Here is a 17,607-nt window from a genome sequence, read left to right on the forward strand (position 1 = left end):
GCGGCCCCTGGGACCGTCACGTCGTCTGGAACGCCCGGGCCATCCGCCGCTGCTCGTCCAGCACCTCGCCGATCCTGGCCTGCACCTCGTCCATCCGCCGGATCGTGCTGCTGACCGACTCGATCCCGGCGGCCACCGCGGTGGTGTTGGCCTGGATGTCCGCGACCTGCTGCTCGACCCGACTGGTGGCGGCCGAGGTGCCGCCGGCCAGCTCCTTGACCTCGGTGGCGACCACCGCGAAGCCACGGCCCGCCTGACCCGCCCGCGCCGCCTCGATGGTGGCGTTCAGCGCGAGCAGGTTGGTCTGGTCGGCGATGGTGGAGATCACCCGGATCACGTCGCCGACCGCCGAGGACGAGGCCTCCAGCACCCGGACCTGCTCGGCCATCGCGTTGGTCTGGCTCACCGCCTCCTCGGCGACCGCGAGCGCCTCACCGGCGCTGTCGGAGAGCCGGGCGACACTGGTCAGCAGCGCGTCGGCGGCGGTCCGGTCCCGGGTTGCCGCCCGCAGGATGTCCAACCGCTGCGACACCAGCTGGGAGACGTTGCGCAGCGAACCGCGGCGGCTGTCGCTGAGCTCGATCGTCTCGGTGGTGAAGAAGTCCATCGTGCCGACCACCTCGTCGCCGACGATGACCGGCAGGCACACCCCGGACTTGACCCCGGCGCGCTGGGCGGCGGGTGCGCGGACGCAGTCGGTCAGCTCCCCCAGGTCCGGCACGAACACCAGGTCCCGCGCCCGCCAGGCACGTCCGGCCAGCCCGACCCCCTCGGCGAAGGACGCCGCCAGGGTGACGGCGCGGAACTCGGACCCGGCGGTGCCGGACTCCACCGCGAACCGCAGGGTCCGGCTGCTCGGGTCGACGGCCCAGTACGAGCCGTACTCCCAGCCGAACTCCTCGCGGACGGTGTCCAGGGCGGTGCGCAGCGCCGACTCCTCGTCGTGGCAGGCACCGACCTTGGCGACCGAGGTGGTCACCGCCTTCTGGTCCAGGGCGACCTGCTCGATCTCCCGGTTCGCGTGCCGGGCTGCCAGCGCCTGGGAGACGGTGCGGGCCAGGATGTTGAGCACCGCCACCTGCTCGGGCCCCTCGCCCCGGCGCTCGCGGGACAGCAGTTCGATCACCGCGAACACCCGGCCGGCGCGCCACAGCGGCATGGTCATCGCACCTCGGGCACCCGCCCGCAGGAAGACCTCGCCACGGGAGCAGTTCGGTGGGTGCTCCTGCAGGTCGGCGACCGGCAGCACCCCGTCGTTCTGCCAGGCCAGGCCGCACAGGCCGACGCCCTTGGGCATGGTGAACGAGGGCGACATCCGGCTCAGCTCCGGTGAGAGCTCACCGCACTGCTCGCCGAACACCAGCAGGTTCTGCCGGGTGTCCACCCGCCAGATCGACCCGTACTCGAAGCCCAGCCCGACCCGGATCACGTCCAGGAGCTCGCGGGTGCCGCTGGTGTTCGCCTGGCGTTCGAGTGTGCGGACCACCTCGTCCAGCGCACGCAGTTCCCGGCCGACGTCCGTGCCGTCATCAAGCGCTTTCCCGGTCGCCTCGCGCCGGTGTCGCAGTCCCACCATGTCCCTGCCCCCCTGTATGGCTGACCGGTGTATCGGCCAGGAACCTTCGAGGTTGAGAGGTCGCGTGGAAAGATGCGGCCCATGCCTCACGCGCCCGCCGCCCGCGTCCGCCTCGCCGATGTCACCCCGCCGCTCGCTCTGGGCCCGTTGGACGGTCGTTACCGCCCCGCCGTCGCGTCCCTGGTCGACCACCTGTCCGAGGGGGCGTTGAACCGGGAGCGGGTGCATGTCGAGGTCGAGTGGCTGATCCACCTGACCGACCACCAGGTGGTGCCCGGTGCGCCGACCCTCTCCGACGACGAGCGCGCCTACCTGCGCGCGGTGGTGACCGACTTCGGTGCCGCGGAGATCGCCGAGCTCGCGGAGATCGAGCGGCAGACGGTGCACGACGTGAAGGCCGTCGAGTACTTCCTCAAGCGACGACTGGCGGCGGCCACCGGCACCGCCCTGCCGGCGCTCGGCGAGCTGGTGCACTTCTGCTGCACCAGCGAGGACATCAACAACCTGTCCTACGCGCTGATGGTGCGCGGCGCGGTGCGCGAGGTCTGGCTGCCCGCCGCCGAAGCACTGGTCGGTCAGGTCGCCGACCTGGCGCGGGAGCACGCCGAGGTCCCGATGCTGGCGCTGACCCACGGCCAGCCCGCCACCCCGACCACGCTCGGCAAGGAGCTCGCCGTGCTGGCCCACCGGCTGGGTCGGCAGCTGCGCCGGATCGCCGGGGCCGAGTACCTGGGCAAGCTGAACGGGGCGACCGGCACCTACGGCGCGCACGTGATCGCGGTGCCCGGCGCCGACTGGCCGGAGGTGTCCCGGACCTTCGTGGAGCACCTGGGGCTGACCTGGAACCCGCTGACCACCCAGATCGAGTCGCACGACTGGCAGGCCGAGCTCTACGCCGACATCGCGCGCTTCAACCGGGTGCTGCACAACCTGGCCACCGATGTGTGGACCTACATCTCACGCGGGGTCTTCGTGCAGATCCCGGTGGCCGGGGCGACCGGCTCGTCCACGATGCCGCACAAGGTGAACCCGATCCGGTTCGAGAACGCCGAGGCGAACTTGGAGCTGTCCTGTGCCCTGCTGGACACCCTGTCCGCGACCCTGGTCACCAGCCGACTGCAGCGCGACCTCACCGACTCCACCACCCAGCGGAACATCGGCCCGGCCTTCGGCCACTCGCTGCTCGCGCTCGACAACGTGCGGCGCGGCCTGGCGGCGCTGTCGGTGAACACCGAGCTGCTGGCGGCCGAGCTGGACCAGAACTGGGAGGTGCTCGGCGAGCCGGTGCAGTCGGCGATGCGGGCGGCAGCCGTCGCCGGGGTGACCGGGATGGAGAACCCCTACGAGCGGCTGAAGGAGCTGACCCGGGGTCGGCGGCTGACGGCCGACGACATGCGGGAGTTCATCGCCGGGCTCGGACTGCCGGCGGACGTCGCCCAGCGGCTGTCGGCCCTCACCCCCGGCACCTACACCGGCCTGGCCGCCCAGCTGGTCGGCCACCTGGAGGACTGAACTCCGGCCACGACGGCCCGCGAGGGGTCAGCCCAGGGCTGCGGCCCCGGCGCCGGCGCCGCTGACCAGGGCCGGCACGTCGATCGCCGCCAGCTCGGCCAGGCCGGCGGCGTAGCTGGCGGTGTCACCGACCCGGGCGGCGGTGCGGGCGCGGACCGTCGGCTTGTGCATCGCGGTGCGCACCCGGCGGCGCAGCGACCGTGCCGACCGCGGGCTCAGCTGGGCGCTGACCCGGGCGAGCTCGGCCATCACCCGGCGGCGCTCGGCGACCACCGGCGGGTCCCACTCGCGGGTGCGCAGCTCGGACTCGAAGGTGTGCACCTCCTCGGCGACGATCCGGCGGGCATCGGCCACCGTCGCGGAAGTGTCGCCCGGTGCGTGCTCGGCGACCGTGGCCAGCCCGACCAGGGTGACACCGGGCAGGGTGCCGACCTCGGGGTCCACGTCGTGCTGCAGCGCCAGGTCGACCACGGCCAGCGGTCCGCCGGTCCCCCGGCGCACCGTGTCGGCGTCCAGCAGCGATCCGGCGGCACCGGAGCAGGCCACCACCAGGTCGATCCCGGCCAGCGCACCGGCCAGGTCACTGGTGGCGGCGTCCACGCCACGATCCGCGGCGAACCGCCCGGCGCGACCGCTGGCGGAGTAGACGGTGATGTCGGTGCAGCCGCGGGCCTTCACCGCGGCGAGGCTGGCCCCCGCGTAGGAGCCGGTGCCGATCAGCAGGCAGCGCACCTGCGACCAGTCGGGCAGCGCCGCTTCGACCAGGTCCAGGGCCACCCCGACGACGGACCGCCCGGCGGCACCCAGTCCGGTGTGGGCGCCCACGGCACGCGACGTGCGGCTGGCGGCCTGGAACAGTCCCTCCAGCCCGGAGGTGGTGGTGCCGTCCCGGCGGGCGGTGGTGAGGGCGCGACGGACCTGACCGGCGATCTCGCGCTCCCCGACCACCATCGACTCCAGTCCGGAGGCGACGGCGAACAGGTGCTCGGCGACCGCGGTGCCGGTGACCGGGGTGAGCGCGTCGGACACCCGCTGCGCCGGATAACCGGAGCGCTCGGCGACCACCGACATCGCGGCGGCGGCGGCCACGTCCACCGACTCGGGGTCGGCGGTGTCGTCGACATCCAGGTACAACTCGAACCGGTTGCACGTCGCGAGAACGACGGCACCGGAAATCGGGGCGAGTCCGCTCACGACCTCCCGGCCGACCGCGTGCGCGTCGGCGGACAGCCGCTCCAGCACGGACAGGTCGAGGTCCTGATGGCTCGCTGCCAGCGAGAGCAGCACCACGGCTACGATTGAATCACTCCAGGAAAGGACCGGACCAATCTCCGCGCTGTCGACTCCGTCACGTCCGCTGCCCAGCCTGCCCGACGGGACAGGTCTCCCGGCCGACCATCCGCTGGTCGACGGCCGCACCGGCTCCGCCCCGTTGATCGATGCCTACCGAGGTCGCAGGCCCAGCCGCCGCCCGGTGTGGTTCATGCGCCAGGCGGGTCGTTCGCTGCCTGAGTACCGCGCCTCCCGCGCCGGGACCGAGATGCTGGACGCCTGCCTCACCCCGGAACTGGCCGCGGAGATCACCCTGCAGCCGGTCCGTCGCCACGACGTGGACGCCGGGATCTTCTTCTCCGACATCGTCGTCCCGCTCAAGCTGGCCGGGGTGGACGTGCGGATCGAGCCCGGCGTCGGGCCGGTATTCGGGTCGCCGGTGCGCACCGCCGCCGAGGTGGACCGCCTGCTGGCCGAGCACCCCGCCGAGTCGCTGGACGGCACCGCGCTGTCCCCGATCACCGAGGCCGTGGCACTCACCGTCGCCGAACTGGGCGGCACCCCGCTGATCGGCTTCGCCGGGGCGCCGTTCACGCTGGCGGCGTACCTGGTCGAGGGGCGGCCGTCCCGGGATCACCTGGCGGCCCGGACCCTGATGCACGGCGACCCGGAGACCTGGGCCCGGCTGACCGGGTGGGCAGCGGACGTGGCCGGCCGGTTCCTGCGGGCGCAGATCCTGGCCGGGGCCAGCGCCGTGCAGCTCTTCGACTCCTGGGCCGGATCGCTGTCGCTGGAGAACTACCTGCGCTCGGTCGGCCCCGCCTCGCACCGCACGCTGCGCCACGTCGCCGACCTGGGTGTGCCGCGGGTGCACTTCGGCACCGGCACCGGCGAGCTGCTGGCGGCGATGCGGGACGTCGGCGCCGATGTGGTCGGGGTGGACGACCGGCTGCCGCTGGACGAGGCGGTGCGACGCCTCGGGGGTGACGTACCGGTGCAGGGCAACATCGATCCCGCCCTGCTCGCCGCCCCGTGGCCGGTGCTGGAGGCGCACGTCCGGGAGGTGGTGGCCCGCGGGGCCACCGCGCCGGGCCACGTGGTGAACCTCGGGCACGGGGTGCCGCCGACCACCGACCCCGACGTGCTCACCCGGGTGGTCGCCCTGGTGCACGCCCTCGACTGAGGATCCAGCCACGCAGAACAACGAGAGTGAACGCGACATGACGCAGGCCGGCGACGACTGGGACGCGATCGTGGTCGGGGCCGGGGTGGCGGGGCTGGTGGCCGCCCGTGAGCTGGCGACCGCCGGGCTGCGCACCCTGGTGCTGGAGTCCTGGTCCTCCCCCGGCGGCGTGGTCGGACGGCACGAGGTCGACGGTCTGACCCTGGATGCCGGAGCCGAGTCCTTCGCCACCCGGGGCGGTGCGGTCGCCGAGCTGGCGGGCGAACTAGGGCTGACCGCCGCGGTCGTGTCGCCCGAGCCCTACGGCGCCTGGGTCCGCCTGCCCCGCGGCGCCGGTCCGCTGCCCCGCACCGGCCTGCTCGGCATCCCCGCGCACCCCTTCGCCCCCGACGTCCGGCGCACGATCGGGTGGCTCGGATCGCTGCGGGCAGCGGCCGACCGGTTGCTGCCCGCCTCCCACGGCATCCGGCCCGACGACCAGGTGACCACCCTCGGCGACCTGGTGCGCGCCCGGATGGGCCGTCGGGTGCTGGACCGGCTGGTCCGCCCGGTGGTGGCCGGGGTGCACGCGGCCGAACCGGAGGCGATCGCCGCCGACGCGGTGGCGCCCGGACTGGTCGCGTCCGCTCGTGCCGCGGGATCGCTCAGCCTCGCCGTCCGGGCGCTGCGCGCGAACATCCCGGCCGGTTCCGCCGTCAGCTCGCTGTCCGGCGGGCTGCACACGCTGGTCGACGCCCTGGTCGAGGACGTGCGGGCCCGGGGCGGTGAGCTGCGCTGCGGCGCGGCCGTGACCGCCGTGCACCGGGTGCCCGGTGCCGCCAGGTTCCGGGTCGAGTCGCAGGGACACGTCCTGACCGCACCGCGCCTGGTGGTGGCCTCCCCCACAGCCACCACTCTGCTCACCGACGTGGCCCCCGACCTGGCCGGGCTGCACACCGACCCGGGTGCGGACATCGTGCTCGCCACCCTGGTGCTGGACGCCCCGGAACTGGACGGCCACCCGCGGGGAACCGGTGTGCTGGTCGCGCACGGCGTCCCGGAGGTGCGGGCCAAGGCGCTGACCCATGCCACCGCGAAGTGGCGCTGGCTCGCCGAGCTGGCCGGGCCCGGACGGCACGTGGTCCGCCTGTCCTACGGGCGGGCGGGCGAGGGCGCCCCGGACGTGCCGGCCGATCTGGACGGACTGACCGATCTGGCGCTGCGCGACGCGTCGTCGATCCTCGGCGTGGCCCTGGACCGCGACCGGCTCCGTGCCTCCGCCCGGGTCACCTGGCGGCAGGGACTGCCGGTGCCGAGCGCCGCCCACCGGGAGACGGTGCGCCGGGTGCGCGACGCGGTCTCCGAGGTGCCGGGCCTCGCGGTGGTGGGCGCCTGGGTGTCCGGGAACGGGCTCGCGTCGGTGGTGCCGGACGCCCGCCGGGTCGCGGCGGCCCTGGCCGAGGTCGACCCGTGGACCACCTCATCAGCCGCTTCGACAAGGAGAAATCGGTGACCGAGACTGACCTCATGCCCCCACCGGTCCGGGTCGGAACCCGTGCGTCCCAGCTTGCCCTGACCCAGACCGGGCACGTCGCGGACGCCCTGACCCGCCTCGGGGCCGGGGCGCACGAGCTGGTGCGGATCCGCACCGAGGGCGACCGGTTGACCGGGTCGCTGACCACCCTCGGCGGCACCGGGGTCTTCGTCACCGCGCTGCGGGACGCCCTGCTCGCCGACCGCTGCGACGTGGCGGTGCACTCCTTCAAGGACCTGCCCACCGCCGCGGCCGACGGTCTGGTGATCGCCGCCGTGCCGCCCCGGGAGGACCCGCGCGACGCGCTGTGCGCCCGGGACGGCCTCACCCTGGCGACCCTGCCGGAGGGTGCGACGGTCGGCACCGGATCGCCGCGCCGGGCCGCGCAGCTGCTGGCGGCCCGGCCGGACCTGCGGGTGGTCGACATCCGGGGCAACGTCGACACCCGGCTGGCCCGGGCACTCGGCGCCGAGGCCGACCTGGACGCCGTGGTGCTGGCCCGTGCCGGGCTGGCCCGGCTGGGACGACTGGACGCGATCAGCGACACCCTGCCCACCGACGTGATGACCCCGGCGCCGGCCCAGGGGGCGCTCGCGGTGGAGGTGCGGGCCGAGGTGATCGGCTCCGGCAGCCCGTTGGCACTGGCCCTGGCCCTGCTGGACGACCCGGCATCCCGATTGGCCGCCTTCGCCGAGCGCGCGCTGCTGGCCCGCCTGGAGGCGGGATGTGCCGCCCCGGTGGGTGCCTACGCCCACCTGGATCCGGTGCAGCCGACCGACGCCTCCCCGCAGCACCCGGAGGCGGCACGCTCCGCGCTGAGCCTCACCGCGGTGGCCCTGCGACCCGACGGGACGGAGCGCCTGCGGCACAGCGACGACGTTCCGCTGACCGGTGACCCGGTGATCGACGCCGCCGAGGCGACCGCCCTGGGCGAGCGCCTCGCCGCCGATCTGCTGGCCGACGGCGCCGCCGAGCTGGCGGGGCTGAGCGCGTGATGCCGGAGACCGGGCTGGTGCCCGCCCCGCAGGGTCCGCTGACCGGGCTGCGGGTGCTGGTGCCACGGGAGACCGAGGGCCCCGATCCGCTGGTGATCGCGCTGCTGGCCGCCGGTGCCGAACCGGTGGTGGTGCCGCTGATCCAGACGGTGCCGCCGGAGGATCCGACCGAGCTGGACGACACCCTGCTCGCGGTGCAGGCCGGGTACTACGGCTGGGTCGGTGTCACCAGCGCCGCCGCCGTCCCGGTGCTGGAGGACCGCGCCGAGGAGACCGGCACCCCGCTGGTCGACCTGCTCGCCGACGTCCGGGTGGCAGCGGTCGGCGGCTCCACCGCCCGTGCGCTGCGGTCGGTCGGGGTGCGGGTCGACGTGGTGCCGACCGGGCAGTCGTCGGCCCGGACCCTGCTCCGCGCCTGGCCGCCGGTCGACTCCCAGCCGGAACCGCGGCGCGTCCTGCTGCCGCTGGGCGACCTGGCCGCCGACACCCTGGCCGAAGGACTGCGCAGCCACGGCTGGGCGGTCGACGTGGTCACCACCTACCGCACCGTGCCGGGCCCGATGCCCGAACCGGAGACCCGCCAGGAGTGGGCAGCGGGCGCCATCGACGCCGTGCTGCTCACCTCCGGCAGCACCGCCCGCAACCTGGTCGACCTGCTCGGCCCGGTGCCGGACGGTGTCCACCTGATCTGCATCGGCGATTCCACGGCCGCCGAGGCACTGCGCGCGGGGCTGCGGGTGTCCGCGGTCGCCGTCGAGCAGTCGCCCAGCGGCCTGGTCGCCGCGCTGATCGCCACCGTGACTGGAGCGTTGTCATGACCATCGACCCCACCCGTCCGAACGCCGCCGCCCTGGCGGCCGGCGCAGCCGCGCACCCCGGTCGGGTCCGCCCGCGCCGGATCCGCGCCACCCCGGCGATGCGCCGCTCGGTGGCCGAGACCCGGCTGCACCCGGCCGACCTGATCCTGCCGATCTTCGTCAAGGAGGGGCTGGCCGAGCCGACGCCGATCGTGTCGATGCCGGGGGTCATGCAGCACACCCGCGACTCGCTGAAGCAGGCGGTGGCCGAAGCGGCGGCCGCCGGGATCAGCGCGGTGAACATCTTCGGCGTGCCCGCGGTCCGCGACGCCGTCGGCTCCGGCGCCACCGACCCGGACGGCGTGCTGAACCGGGCGATCGCCGACGTGCGCGCCGAGGTCGGCGACGCCCTGGTGGTGCAGGCCGACCTGTGCCTGGACGAGTTCACCGATCACGGGCACTGCGGGGTGCTGGCCCCAGACGGCACCGTGGACAACGACGCCAGCCTGGTCCGGTACTCGGAGATGGCACTGGCGCAGGCCGCTGCCGGGGCCCACATGGTCGCGCCGAGCGGGATGATGGACGGCCAGGTCGCCGTCATCCGGGACACCCTGGACGCCGCCGGACGCAGCGATGTCGGCGTGCTGGCCTACTCCGCGAAGTTCGCCTCCGCGTTCTACGGCCCGTTCCGGGACGCGGTGGAGTCGACCCTGGAGGGCGACCGCCGGACCTACCAGATGGACTCGGCGAACCGGCGCGAGGCACTGCGCGAGGTCGAGCTGGACATCGCCGAGGGTGCGGACGTCGTGATGGTGAAGCCGGCCGGGCCGTACCTGGACGTGCTGGCCGAGGTCGCCGCGATGAGCACGGTGCCGGTCGCCGCGTACCAGGTGTCCGGTGAGTACGCGATGATCGAGGCCGCCGCAGCGAACGGCTGGATCGATCGGCGGCGCGCGATCACCGAGTCGGTGCTCGGCATCCGACGGGCCGGCGCCGACCAGGTGTTGACCTACTGGGCGGTCGAACTCGCCCACTGGCTGCGGGAGGAGTGGCGATGACCGGCACGAACGAGGAGCTGTTCGAGCGAGCGCGGGGCGTCGTCCCCGGCGGGGTGAACTCGCCGGTGCGCGCCTACGGCTCGGTCGGTGGCGCGCCCCGGTTCCTGACCTCCGCGCGCGGTGCCTACGTCACCGACGAGGACGGCCGGGAGTACGTCGACCTGGTCGGTTCCTGGGGCCCGGCGCTGCTCGGCCACGCCCACCCGGCCGTGCTGGACGCCGTGCACGCCGCCGCCGACCGTGGTCTGAGCTTCGGCGCGCCGACCCGGACCGAGATTGAGCTGGCCGAGGCGGTGCGCGAGCGGGTACCCGCCGTGGAGCGGCTGCGCCTGGTGTCCACCGGCACCGAGGCGACCATGACCGCGATCCGGCTGGCCCGCGGGGTCACCGGCCGTGACCGGGTGATCAAGTTCGCCGGCTGCTACCACGGGCACGTCGACTCGCTGCTGGCGGCCGCCGGGTCCGGCGTCGCCACCCTGGCGCTGCCCGGGTCGGCCGGGGTCACCGCCGCGGTGGCAGCCGAGACCATCGTGCTGCCCTACAACGACCTCGCGGCCGTCGAGGCGGCCTTCGCCGAGCACGGCGACTCCATCGCGGCGATCATCACCGAGGCGGCTCCGGCCAACATGGGCGTGGTCCCGCCGGATCCCGGTTTCAACGCGGGTCTGGCCCGGATCGCGCACGGGCACGGTGCGCTGCTGATCCAGGACGAGGTGCTGACCGGCTTCCGGGTCGGCCCGGCGGGCTGGTGGGGGCTGGAGGCGCAGCCGGAGGGCTGGTCGCCGGACATCCTGACCTTCGGCAAGGTGATCGGTGGCGGGCTGCCGGTGGCCGGGCTCGGCGGCTCGGCCACGATCATGGACCACCTGGCACCGGTCGGGCCGGTGTACCAGGCGGGGACGCTCTCCGGGAACCCGGTGGCCACCGCCGCGGGACTGGCCACGCTGCGTGCCGCCAACGCCACGGTGTACGCCGCCGTCGACGCCGCCTCCACCACGGTGCGGACGGCGGTGCACGAGGCACTGTCCGCCGCCGGGGTGCCCCACACCGTCCAGGTCGCGGGCAACCTGTTCAGCACCGTCTTCGGGGTGGACGGGGGCGTCCGGGACTACGCCGGGATGCTCGCCTCCGAGTCCTGGCGCTACCCGGCGTTTTTCCACAGCCTGCTGTCCGACGGGGTGTACGCGGCGCCGTCGGCCTTCGAGGCGTGGTTCCTGTCCGCCGCGCACGATGACGCCGCCCTGGACCGAGTGCTCACCGCCCTGCCCCGCGCAGCCCGCGCCGCCGCGGAGGCCACACCCCCGACCGCCTGACGCCGGGCCTCGGCGGTCGGGGCCCGGTCCCAACGCGCGCAGGCCAGCCCTACCCGGCGCAACCCCGGCCGGGCCCGCGCGGCGTGAGCCCACGCAACCCCGACCGGGCCCGCGCGGCTCCGGCCCGCGCCAGGTCGGCAGTTCGCGCCACATCCGGGCGGGCGAACTGCCGACCTCGGGCGCGAACTGCCGACCTCGGGCACGGACTGCCGACCTGGGCGCAGACTGCCGACCTCGGGCGCGGACTGCCGACCTCGGCCCGGCGGTCGGGGAGCGGTACGGCTGTCTCACATCGTGAAAGCGCTTGCCCGGGTCTTTCCGCTGACAGAGCGCACAAACACCGCTCCCCTATTTGTGTATTTGCACATATGCGGGTGATGTCTGAAGCTATGGCTTGCGTCACAGGGAGCAGGGGGCTCCGTGACGATGCCCGGGGTGGCGGTGCGGCCGCCCCGGGTCAGGACGGGTGCAGGGGGCAACCGTCCGGTGGAGACCGGGGGGAATCCATGACTGCACAGGAATCGCACACGACCGTCGACATCCGGAACCGGAAGCGCCGCTCGAAGGGTCGCCTGCGGGCCATCCTGGCCGCGGTCGGGGTCCTGGGTATCGGCGCCGCCGTCACGCTGGCGGCCTGGACCGACACCGAGTGGATCTTCGGTGGTTCCAACACCGACACGCCGATCGGCACCTCGGTGTTCGAGATCGAACAGAACGTCTACGACGGTCAGAGCTGGCAGAACCGGGAGAACTGGCCCACCGACGCCACCGCCGGGAAGCTGAACTTCACCGTCGCCGCCACCTCGCTCACCCCGGGTGCAGTGGTCTACGCGCCGGTGCAGCTGCGGGCGGCGCCCGGGTCCATCGGCGGCACGGCGGTGTTGAACGGCGCGGTCGCGGGACCGAACACCAACGCCGCGCTCTTCGCCGCGCTCACCTACCAGGTCCGCACCGGTGTCACGCAGGCGAACTGCAACGCCGCCGGGATCGGGGCCGGCACCACGATCGTCGCCGCTGGGCAGCCGCTGACCGCCAACGGCACCGCCTCGTTCCCGATCGGTGCGGCCACCAACGCGACCACCGCGGGTACTCCGGTCGACGTCTGCTTCCAGATCACGATGCCGTCCACCGCGACCAGTTCGGCCTTGCAGGGCCAGACGGTGACGCCGGTGTGGAACTTCGTGGCGACCAGCTCGTGATCGCCCGGTGGGTTCGCACCGCGCACCACCGACACCCGGCCGGGCCTGGCGGCGTGCCGCCGATCTGACCCGCGAGGTGCTGCTGACCGTCGCCGCGATCTTCGGCGCGATCTGCGGCCTGGTCATCGTGCTGGTCGTGACGCTCGACCTCGGGGTGATCGTCTTCCGCACCGGGTCGATGAGTCCGACCATCCCCACCGGGTCGGCGGCCATCGTCCGCACGCTCCCGGCCGATCAGGTGGCCGTCGGCGATGTGGTCACGGTCCCGTCGCCGCTCGGTCCGCTGCCGGTCACCCACCGGGTCACCTCGGTCGAGGCGCTGCCCGACGGCCAGACCCGGCTGCACCTGCGGGGTGACGCCAACGATGCGGAGGATCCGTTCCCCTATGACGTCACCGAGGTGCGCCGGGTGGTGGCGCACGCGCCGGGTGTCGGGTTCGCCCTGGTCAGGCTGGACGACCCGATCGTGATGGGCGGTGTGACCGTGCTGGTCGCGGGGCTGATCCTGTGGGCGCTCTGGCCTGCCCGCGGGCCGGAGCCCTCGGCGCGGGAGCTCCAGCCGACATCGGCTCTGCTGGTCCTGCTCGCGGTCGCCGCGCTCACCTTGGGCCCGACGGCGGCACCGGCCCAGGCGGTCGGCGTCCCGGAGCCGCAACCCTCCGCCACCGCGCCGCCCGCGGGCGGTTACCCGCAGGCGGACGGGGTGCTCGCCCTGTCGTCGTCGCTGCCCCCCGGCGCCGACTGGTCGCTGTCCCCGGGCAGCGACCTGCCGTGGCGGGTGACCTCGGCGGCGCTGCCTCCGGCGGGCGCGGACGGCGCGAAGGGCTGGCTGTGGGTGAGCCTGGTGGCCGGGGGTGCCCTGGTGGAGCAGGACGACGCGGTGCGGCTGACCCTGGAGCTCTGCGACGCCTGGGCGCTCGACGGCAGCTGCCCCGCCGGTCGCCGTGACCTCCCCGTCCCGATCGAGGAGGGCGTGGTGTGGCTGGACCGGGTGCCGGTCGGCGAGCTGACCACCGAGCGGGCACAGCAGGTGGTGGTGCGGATCGAGGTGGCGGACGCGCTGCCGGACAGTGCCCAGGGACTGGACATGTACCTGGGGCTGCGGTTCGACGCCTTCGGGGACTCGGTGACCATCGGCGAGGGCGGCGAGGTGCCCGGTGAGCCGGGTGGGGGCGAACCTGGCGGCGGGGGGCCGGACAGCGGTGGTCCGGGCGGTGGCGATCCGGGGCCGGGTGGCACCGACGGGGCGGGCGGCCCGGGGGCCGTGGGCGGCTCCGGCGACGCCTCGACGGCGGCGGATCCGGGCGGCCTGGGGGTCACCGGGTCGGAGCTGCGTCCGGCGACGTGGGCGGTGGCGGCGCTGCTGATCGGGACGGTGCTGTTCACCCTCGGCCGCGACCGTCGCGCGGCGCGAAGGTCGGGAGCCGCCGACGCACGCCACATCGACGGGCACGCCGCGCGGACGGAGGACGGGTCATGAGCCGCCGCCGCATCCTCCGGGCTGAGCTGCGCGCCACGGGTGGTGCGGCCATCGAGGCGCGGACCGCGCGGCACCGGGCGACCGGCATCGGCCTGCTCCTCGTGCTGGTAGCCGCCCTGGTGCTGCACACCGGGCCGCTCCGGCCCCAGCTCACCGACGCCGCCTGGACCGACCGCGAGTACGCCTCCGGCGCGCTCGGCACCCGCACCACCTGGTGCGACACCGGCCTGTACCGCACCGTCGCCCGGGGGCAGCTGTTCGCGGCCACCGTGGGGACCGGCAGCACCAGCACCGTGCCCGTGGTCGCCCCGGTGCGGGTCACCCAGACCGGGTCGTCGGTCTCCGCCACCCCGGTCACGGCCACCAGCCCGACCACCAACGCCTACGTGTACCCCGTGGCCGCGAGCGCCCTGCAGTCCACCAGCAGCACCCTGGAATCGGCGGTCGCCTTCGGCAGCGTGACCAGCGCGCAGAACAACCAGTACGGCAACGCCGCCAGCAACGGGCAGGTGGTCGGTGGATCGGGGGCGGTGTCGAACACCGGGGTGCTGAACACCGCACTGACCGGGGCGCCCGACCTGGCCACCGTCGATGTCCGGGCGCTGGTCACACCGACCCTGCTCGCCACCGCGCTGGGCGCGACCCCCGCCGCCGATGTCACCGGCGGGCTGCGGCTGATCCCGGGCACCGTCGGGTCCACCACCACCCGGGACTCCTGCATCGAGCGGAACACCTCCTCCCGCGCCTACACCGTGTCCGGGCTGCGCCTGGAGGCGGAAAGCGCGAGCCTGCGCGCGGCGGCGACCCAGACGACCAGCGCGGCGACCACGATCCAGAACGCCACCGCCAGCACCGGAGCGATCGCCACCCAGTCGGCGGCGAACGTGAACACGGTCCTGACCAACCGCCAGGCGCTGCTGAACCTGCTCACCCCCAGCGGCACCTCCGGCACCCTGTCCCTGAGCGTCCCGGTGAACGTGCCGGGGGCGGTGTCGTCGTTGACCGGTCAGACGCTCGGCGCCGGGACACCGGTGCAGCTGAACCTGGCGACCGGGCGGATGACCGTCGACCTGGCGGCGTTGACCAGCGCGAGCACCGGGGTGAACGGTCTGGCTCCGAACACCGAGGTGCTGACCGCGACCGTCCTGAACACCGCCCGCACCTCGGTCGGCACCCTGCTCCCGGCCTACCAGACCTCGGTGCTGAACGCGATCAGCACCGCGCTGAACACCAGCGTCGCCACGCTGCGGATCACCAGCACGCTCAGCCTGCTGAACCTCGGCCTGGTCCAGGAGCCGTTGGCACTGACCTACACCGGGACGCTGAACCAGTTGAACGCCGCCCAGGGTGGGACCGTGGCCGTGTCGGTCGGGGTGAGCAACAGCTGTGGCCTGGCCACGACCGGCTCGTGCACCACCGTGCGGAACGACCTGAACTCGGCGAGCGGGCAGACCGACCTGCGCACCGCCGTCGCCAACGCCCTGACCACGACCGTCTACGGCACCGCCACCGCCGCGCAGCCCCAGGGGCAGATCACCACCGCCGTCACCACCGCCCAGACCACCCTGCAAGCGCTGCTGGCGGCGCTGCCGAACGCGGTGTCGGCCCAGGTGAACGTCCAGGCCGATGTCGCCGGTGCCCGGCCGGTGGTCCCGTTGGACACCGGGGAGATCGGGGTGACGGCCCTGCGGATCGGGTCGGCGCCCGCCGGCCGCACCGCCTGGCTCGCCTTCGGCGGATCGGCCGCGGGACCGAATGCCTACCTCCCGGCGCCCTGAGGTCCCCCGACTGGCCCAGCTGGGACTACTGGGCGGTAACCAGGCCCTGACCTGCACGCCAATCGTCCCGAAACATCCCGGAAACAGTGGGATGTACCGATTGTGCGATTCCTGTGCTTACCTGTGCCCCTCGTCACACCGAGCGGCAGCGTCGCCGTCCGGGGAACGTGACATATCAGGGGATCCACCACGGAAACAGAGGGACACCATGACAGCGCTGCACACGCGCCGACGCTTGATCGCCCCGACCGCCGGACTGGCTCTGACCGGTCTCCTGCTCGCCGCCTGCGGCAGCGGTGGCAGCGACGACGGTGCCAGCGACGGCGGCGGTGGCGGAGGTGGGGGCGGTGACTCGATCCTGATCGGCACCACCGACAAGATCACCACCATCGACCCGGCCGGCTCGTACGACAACGGGTCCTTCGCCGTGATGAACCAGGTGTACCCGTTCCTGATGAACACCCCCTACGGCAGCCCGGACGTCGAGCCGGACATCGCCGAGTCGGCCGAGTTCACCAGCCCCACCGAATACACGGTGAAGCTCAAGGACGGCCTGACCTTCGCCAACGGCAACGACCTGACCAGCTCGGACGTCAAGTTCACCTTCGACCGGCAGCTCGCGATCTTCGAGTCCGGCGCCGACGGCGGCAACGGCCCCGGCTCGCTGCTCTACAACCTGGACAGCGTCGCCGCGCCGGACGACACCACCGTCGTGTTCACCCTGAAGACCGAGAACGACCAGGTCTTCCCGCAGATCCTGTCCAGCCCGGCCGGGCCGATCGTGGACGAGGACGTCTTCGCCGCCGACGCGTTGACCCCGGACCAGGACATCGTCGACGGCAACGCCTTCGCCGGTCCGTACACGATCACCGACTACAGCCAGAACGACCTGGTCAGCTACCAGGCCAACCCGGACTACCAGGGGCTGCTCGGCGCACCGAAGAACGACGCGGTGGACGTGCAGTACTTCACCGACGCCTCGAACCTGAAGCTGGACATCCAGGAGGGCAACGTCGACGTCGCCTTCCGCTCGCTGTCCGCCACCGACATCGAGGACCTGCGCGGGAACGACGACGTGCAGGTGGTCGACGGCCCCGGCGGTGAGATCCGGTACATCACGTTCAACTTCGACACCCAGCCGTTCGGCGCGACCACCCCGGAGGCCGACCCGGCCAAGGCACTGGCCGTCCGCCAGGCGGTGGCCGACCTGATCGACCGCGAGGAGATCGCCGACCAGGTCTACAAGGGCACCTACACCCCGCTGTACTCCTACGTGCCCGAGGGCCTGACCGGCGCCGTCGAGCCGTTGAAGGACCTGTACGGCGACCACGAGGGCGGCCCGGACGCGGACGCCGCGACGTCGATCCTGGAGTCGGCCGGCGTCGAGACCCCGGTCACCCTGAACCTGCAGTACTCGAACGACCACTACGGCCCGTCCTCCGGTGAGGAGTACGCGCTGATCAAGGACCAGCTGGAGTCCAGCGGCCTGTTCACGGTGAACCTGCAGACCACCGAGTGGGTGCAGTACGCCAAGGACCGCACCTCGGACGTCTACCCGGCCTACCAGCTCGGCTGGTTCCCGGACTACTCGGACGCCGACAACTACCTGACGCCGTTCTTCCTGACCGAGAACTTCCTCGGCAACCACTACGACAACAAGACCGTCAACGACCTGATCCTGCAGCAGGCGGCGACACCGGACGCCACCGAGCGCACCGCGCTGATCGAGCAGATCCAGGGCCTGGTCGCCCAGGACCTGTCCACCGTGCCCTACCTGCAGGGCGCCCAGGTCGCGGTGACCGGCACGGACATCACCGGGGCCGAGGACACCCTCGACGCCTCCTTCAAGTTCCGGTACGGCGCACTCGGCCGTAGCTGATCCCTCAGTTCCGGGGCGGGCCGCACACCCAGCGGCCCGCCCCGGAACGCTG

The 17,607-nt window shown here is 73.6% G+C and carries 13 protein-coding genes; 11 read left to right on the top strand and 2 right to left on the bottom strand.

The features are described from left to right. Positions 1-16: 16 nt before the first annotated feature. A complete protein-coding gene (locus tag HGK68_RS15550) occupies positions 17-1,576 on the bottom strand; it encodes a GAF domain-containing protein (protein ID WP_169166780.1) in 1,560 nt (519 codons plus the stop codon). An 81-nt stretch (positions 1,577-1,657) separates the two neighbouring features. Here HGK68_RS15550 and purB point away from each other — a divergent pair, with 81 nt between their 5' ends. Continuing rightward, positions 1,658-3,088: an adenylosuccinate lyase gene (purB, locus tag HGK68_RS15555; RefSeq protein ID WP_169166781.1), complete on the top strand. Its 1,431-nt coding sequence runs from the start codon at positions 1,658-1,660 to the stop codon at positions 3,086-3,088. A gap of 27 nt (positions 3,089-3,115) precedes the next feature. Here the strand turns inward: purB and HGK68_RS15560 are convergent, their stop codons facing one another. Beyond that, positions 3,116-4,378 (bottom strand): glutamyl-tRNA reductase, encoded by a 1,263-nt coding sequence (locus HGK68_RS15560; protein ID WP_169166782.1) that lies wholly within the window; start codon positions 4,376-4,378, stop codon positions 3,116-3,118. A gap of 46 nt (positions 4,379-4,424) precedes the next feature. Between HGK68_RS15560 and hemE the strand changes: the two genes are divergently transcribed. The 10 genes from hemE (at position 4,425) to HGK68_RS15610 (ending at position 17,555) form a co-directional block, all read left to right on the top strand. Further along, complete coding sequence (gene hemE / locus HGK68_RS15565; RefSeq protein ID WP_169167169.1) at positions 4,425-5,543, top strand: uroporphyrinogen decarboxylase; 1,119 nt, start codon at positions 4,425-4,427, stop codon at positions 5,541-5,543. Between the two features lie 37 nt (positions 5,544-5,580). After that, on the top strand, positions 5,581-7,035 hold the full coding sequence (locus tag HGK68_RS15570; protein ID WP_169166783.1) for a protoporphyrinogen/coproporphyrinogen oxidase: 1,455 nt from the start codon (positions 5,581-5,583) through the stop codon (positions 7,033-7,035). A gap of 14 nt (positions 7,036-7,049) precedes the next feature. Beyond that, positions 7,050-8,051 carry a hydroxymethylbilane synthase gene (gene hemC, locus HGK68_RS15575; protein ID WP_169167170.1) on the top strand — a complete coding sequence of 334 codons (1,002 nt, stop codon included), beginning with the start codon at positions 7,050-7,052 and terminating at the stop codon, positions 8,049-8,051. After that, positions 8,051-8,869 carry a uroporphyrinogen-III synthase gene (locus tag HGK68_RS15580; protein WP_169166784.1) on the top strand — a complete coding sequence of 273 codons (819 nt, stop codon included), beginning with the start codon at positions 8,051-8,053 and terminating at the stop codon, positions 8,867-8,869. The genes hemC and HGK68_RS15580 overlap by 1 nt, the downstream gene beginning before the upstream one ends. A gap of 98 nt (positions 8,870-8,967) precedes the next feature. After that, complete coding sequence (gene hemB / locus HGK68_RS15585; RefSeq protein WP_246260778.1) at positions 8,968-9,906, top strand: porphobilinogen synthase; 939 nt, start codon at positions 8,968-8,970, stop codon at positions 9,904-9,906. Then, positions 9,903-11,219 carry a glutamate-1-semialdehyde 2,1-aminomutase gene (gene hemL / locus HGK68_RS15590; RefSeq protein ID WP_169166786.1) on the top strand — a complete coding sequence of 439 codons (1,317 nt, stop codon included), beginning with the start codon at positions 9,903-9,905 and terminating at the stop codon, positions 11,217-11,219. The genes hemB and hemL overlap by 4 nt, the downstream gene beginning before the upstream one ends. Before the next feature lie 506 nt (positions 11,220-11,725). Continuing rightward, the gene (locus HGK68_RS15595; RefSeq protein WP_169166787.1) at positions 11,726-12,418 is read left to right on the top strand and encodes a SipW-dependent-type signal peptide-containing protein; all 693 of its coding nucleotides are present in this window, start codon (positions 11,726-11,728) and stop codon (positions 12,416-12,418) included. A 7-nt stretch (positions 12,419-12,425) separates the two neighbouring features. Continuing rightward, on the top strand, positions 12,426-13,898 hold the full coding sequence (locus HGK68_RS16300; RefSeq protein WP_169166788.1) for a signal peptidase I: 1,473 nt from the start codon (positions 12,426-12,428) through the stop codon (positions 13,896-13,898). Continuing rightward, on the top strand, positions 13,895-15,676 hold the full coding sequence (locus tag HGK68_RS15605; RefSeq protein WP_169166789.1) for a choice-of-anchor G family protein: 1,782 nt from the start codon (positions 13,895-13,897) through the stop codon (positions 15,674-15,676). Before HGK68_RS16300 ends, HGK68_RS15605 begins: the two co-directional genes overlap by 4 nt. Before the next feature lie 208 nt (positions 15,677-15,884). Continuing rightward, a complete protein-coding gene (locus tag HGK68_RS15610) occupies positions 15,885-17,555 on the top strand; it encodes an ABC transporter substrate-binding protein (protein ID WP_169166790.1) in 1,671 nt (556 codons plus the stop codon). Positions 17,556-17,607 lie beyond the last annotated feature (52 nt).

It is taken from the genome of Cellulomonas taurus, assembly GCF_012931845.1.
GTDB lineage: Bacteria > Actinomycetota > Actinomycetes > Actinomycetales > Cellulomonadaceae > Cellulomonas > Cellulomonas taurus.

Bases quoted from the DNA above. Each gene is read 5' to 3' on its own strand.
- HGK68_RS15550 (WP_169166780.1), bottom strand. From the start codon at position 1,576: ATGGTGGGACTGCGACACCGGCGCGAGGCGACCGGGAAAGCGCTTGAT.
- purB (WP_169166781.1), top strand. From the start codon at position 1,658: ATGCCTCACGCGCCCGCCGCCCGCGTCCGCCTCGCCGATGTCACCCCG.
- HGK68_RS15570 (WP_169166783.1), top strand. From the start codon at position 5,581: ATGACGCAGGCCGGCGACGACTGGGACGCGATCGTGGTCGGGGCCGGG.
- hemC (WP_169167170.1), top strand. From the start codon at position 7,050: ATGCCCCCACCGGTCCGGGTCGGAACCCGTGCGTCCCAGCTTGCCCTG.
- HGK68_RS15580 (WP_169166784.1), top strand. From the start codon at position 8,051: ATGCCGGAGACCGGGCTGGTGCCCGCCCCGCAGGGTCCGCTGACCGGG.
- hemB (WP_246260778.1), top strand. From the start codon at position 8,968: ATGCGCCGCTCGGTGGCCGAGACCCGGCTGCACCCGGCCGACCTGATC.
- hemL (WP_169166786.1), top strand. From the start codon at position 9,903: ATGACCGGCACGAACGAGGAGCTGTTCGAGCGAGCGCGGGGCGTCGTC.
- HGK68_RS15595 (WP_169166787.1), top strand. From the start codon at position 11,726: ATGACTGCACAGGAATCGCACACGACCGTCGACATCCGGAACCGGAAG.
- HGK68_RS15605 (WP_169166789.1), top strand. From the start codon at position 13,895: ATGAGCCGCCGCCGCATCCTCCGGGCTGAGCTGCGCGCCACGGGTGGT.
- HGK68_RS15610 (WP_169166790.1), top strand. From the start codon at position 15,885: ATGACAGCGCTGCACACGCGCCGACGCTTGATCGCCCCGACCGCCGGA.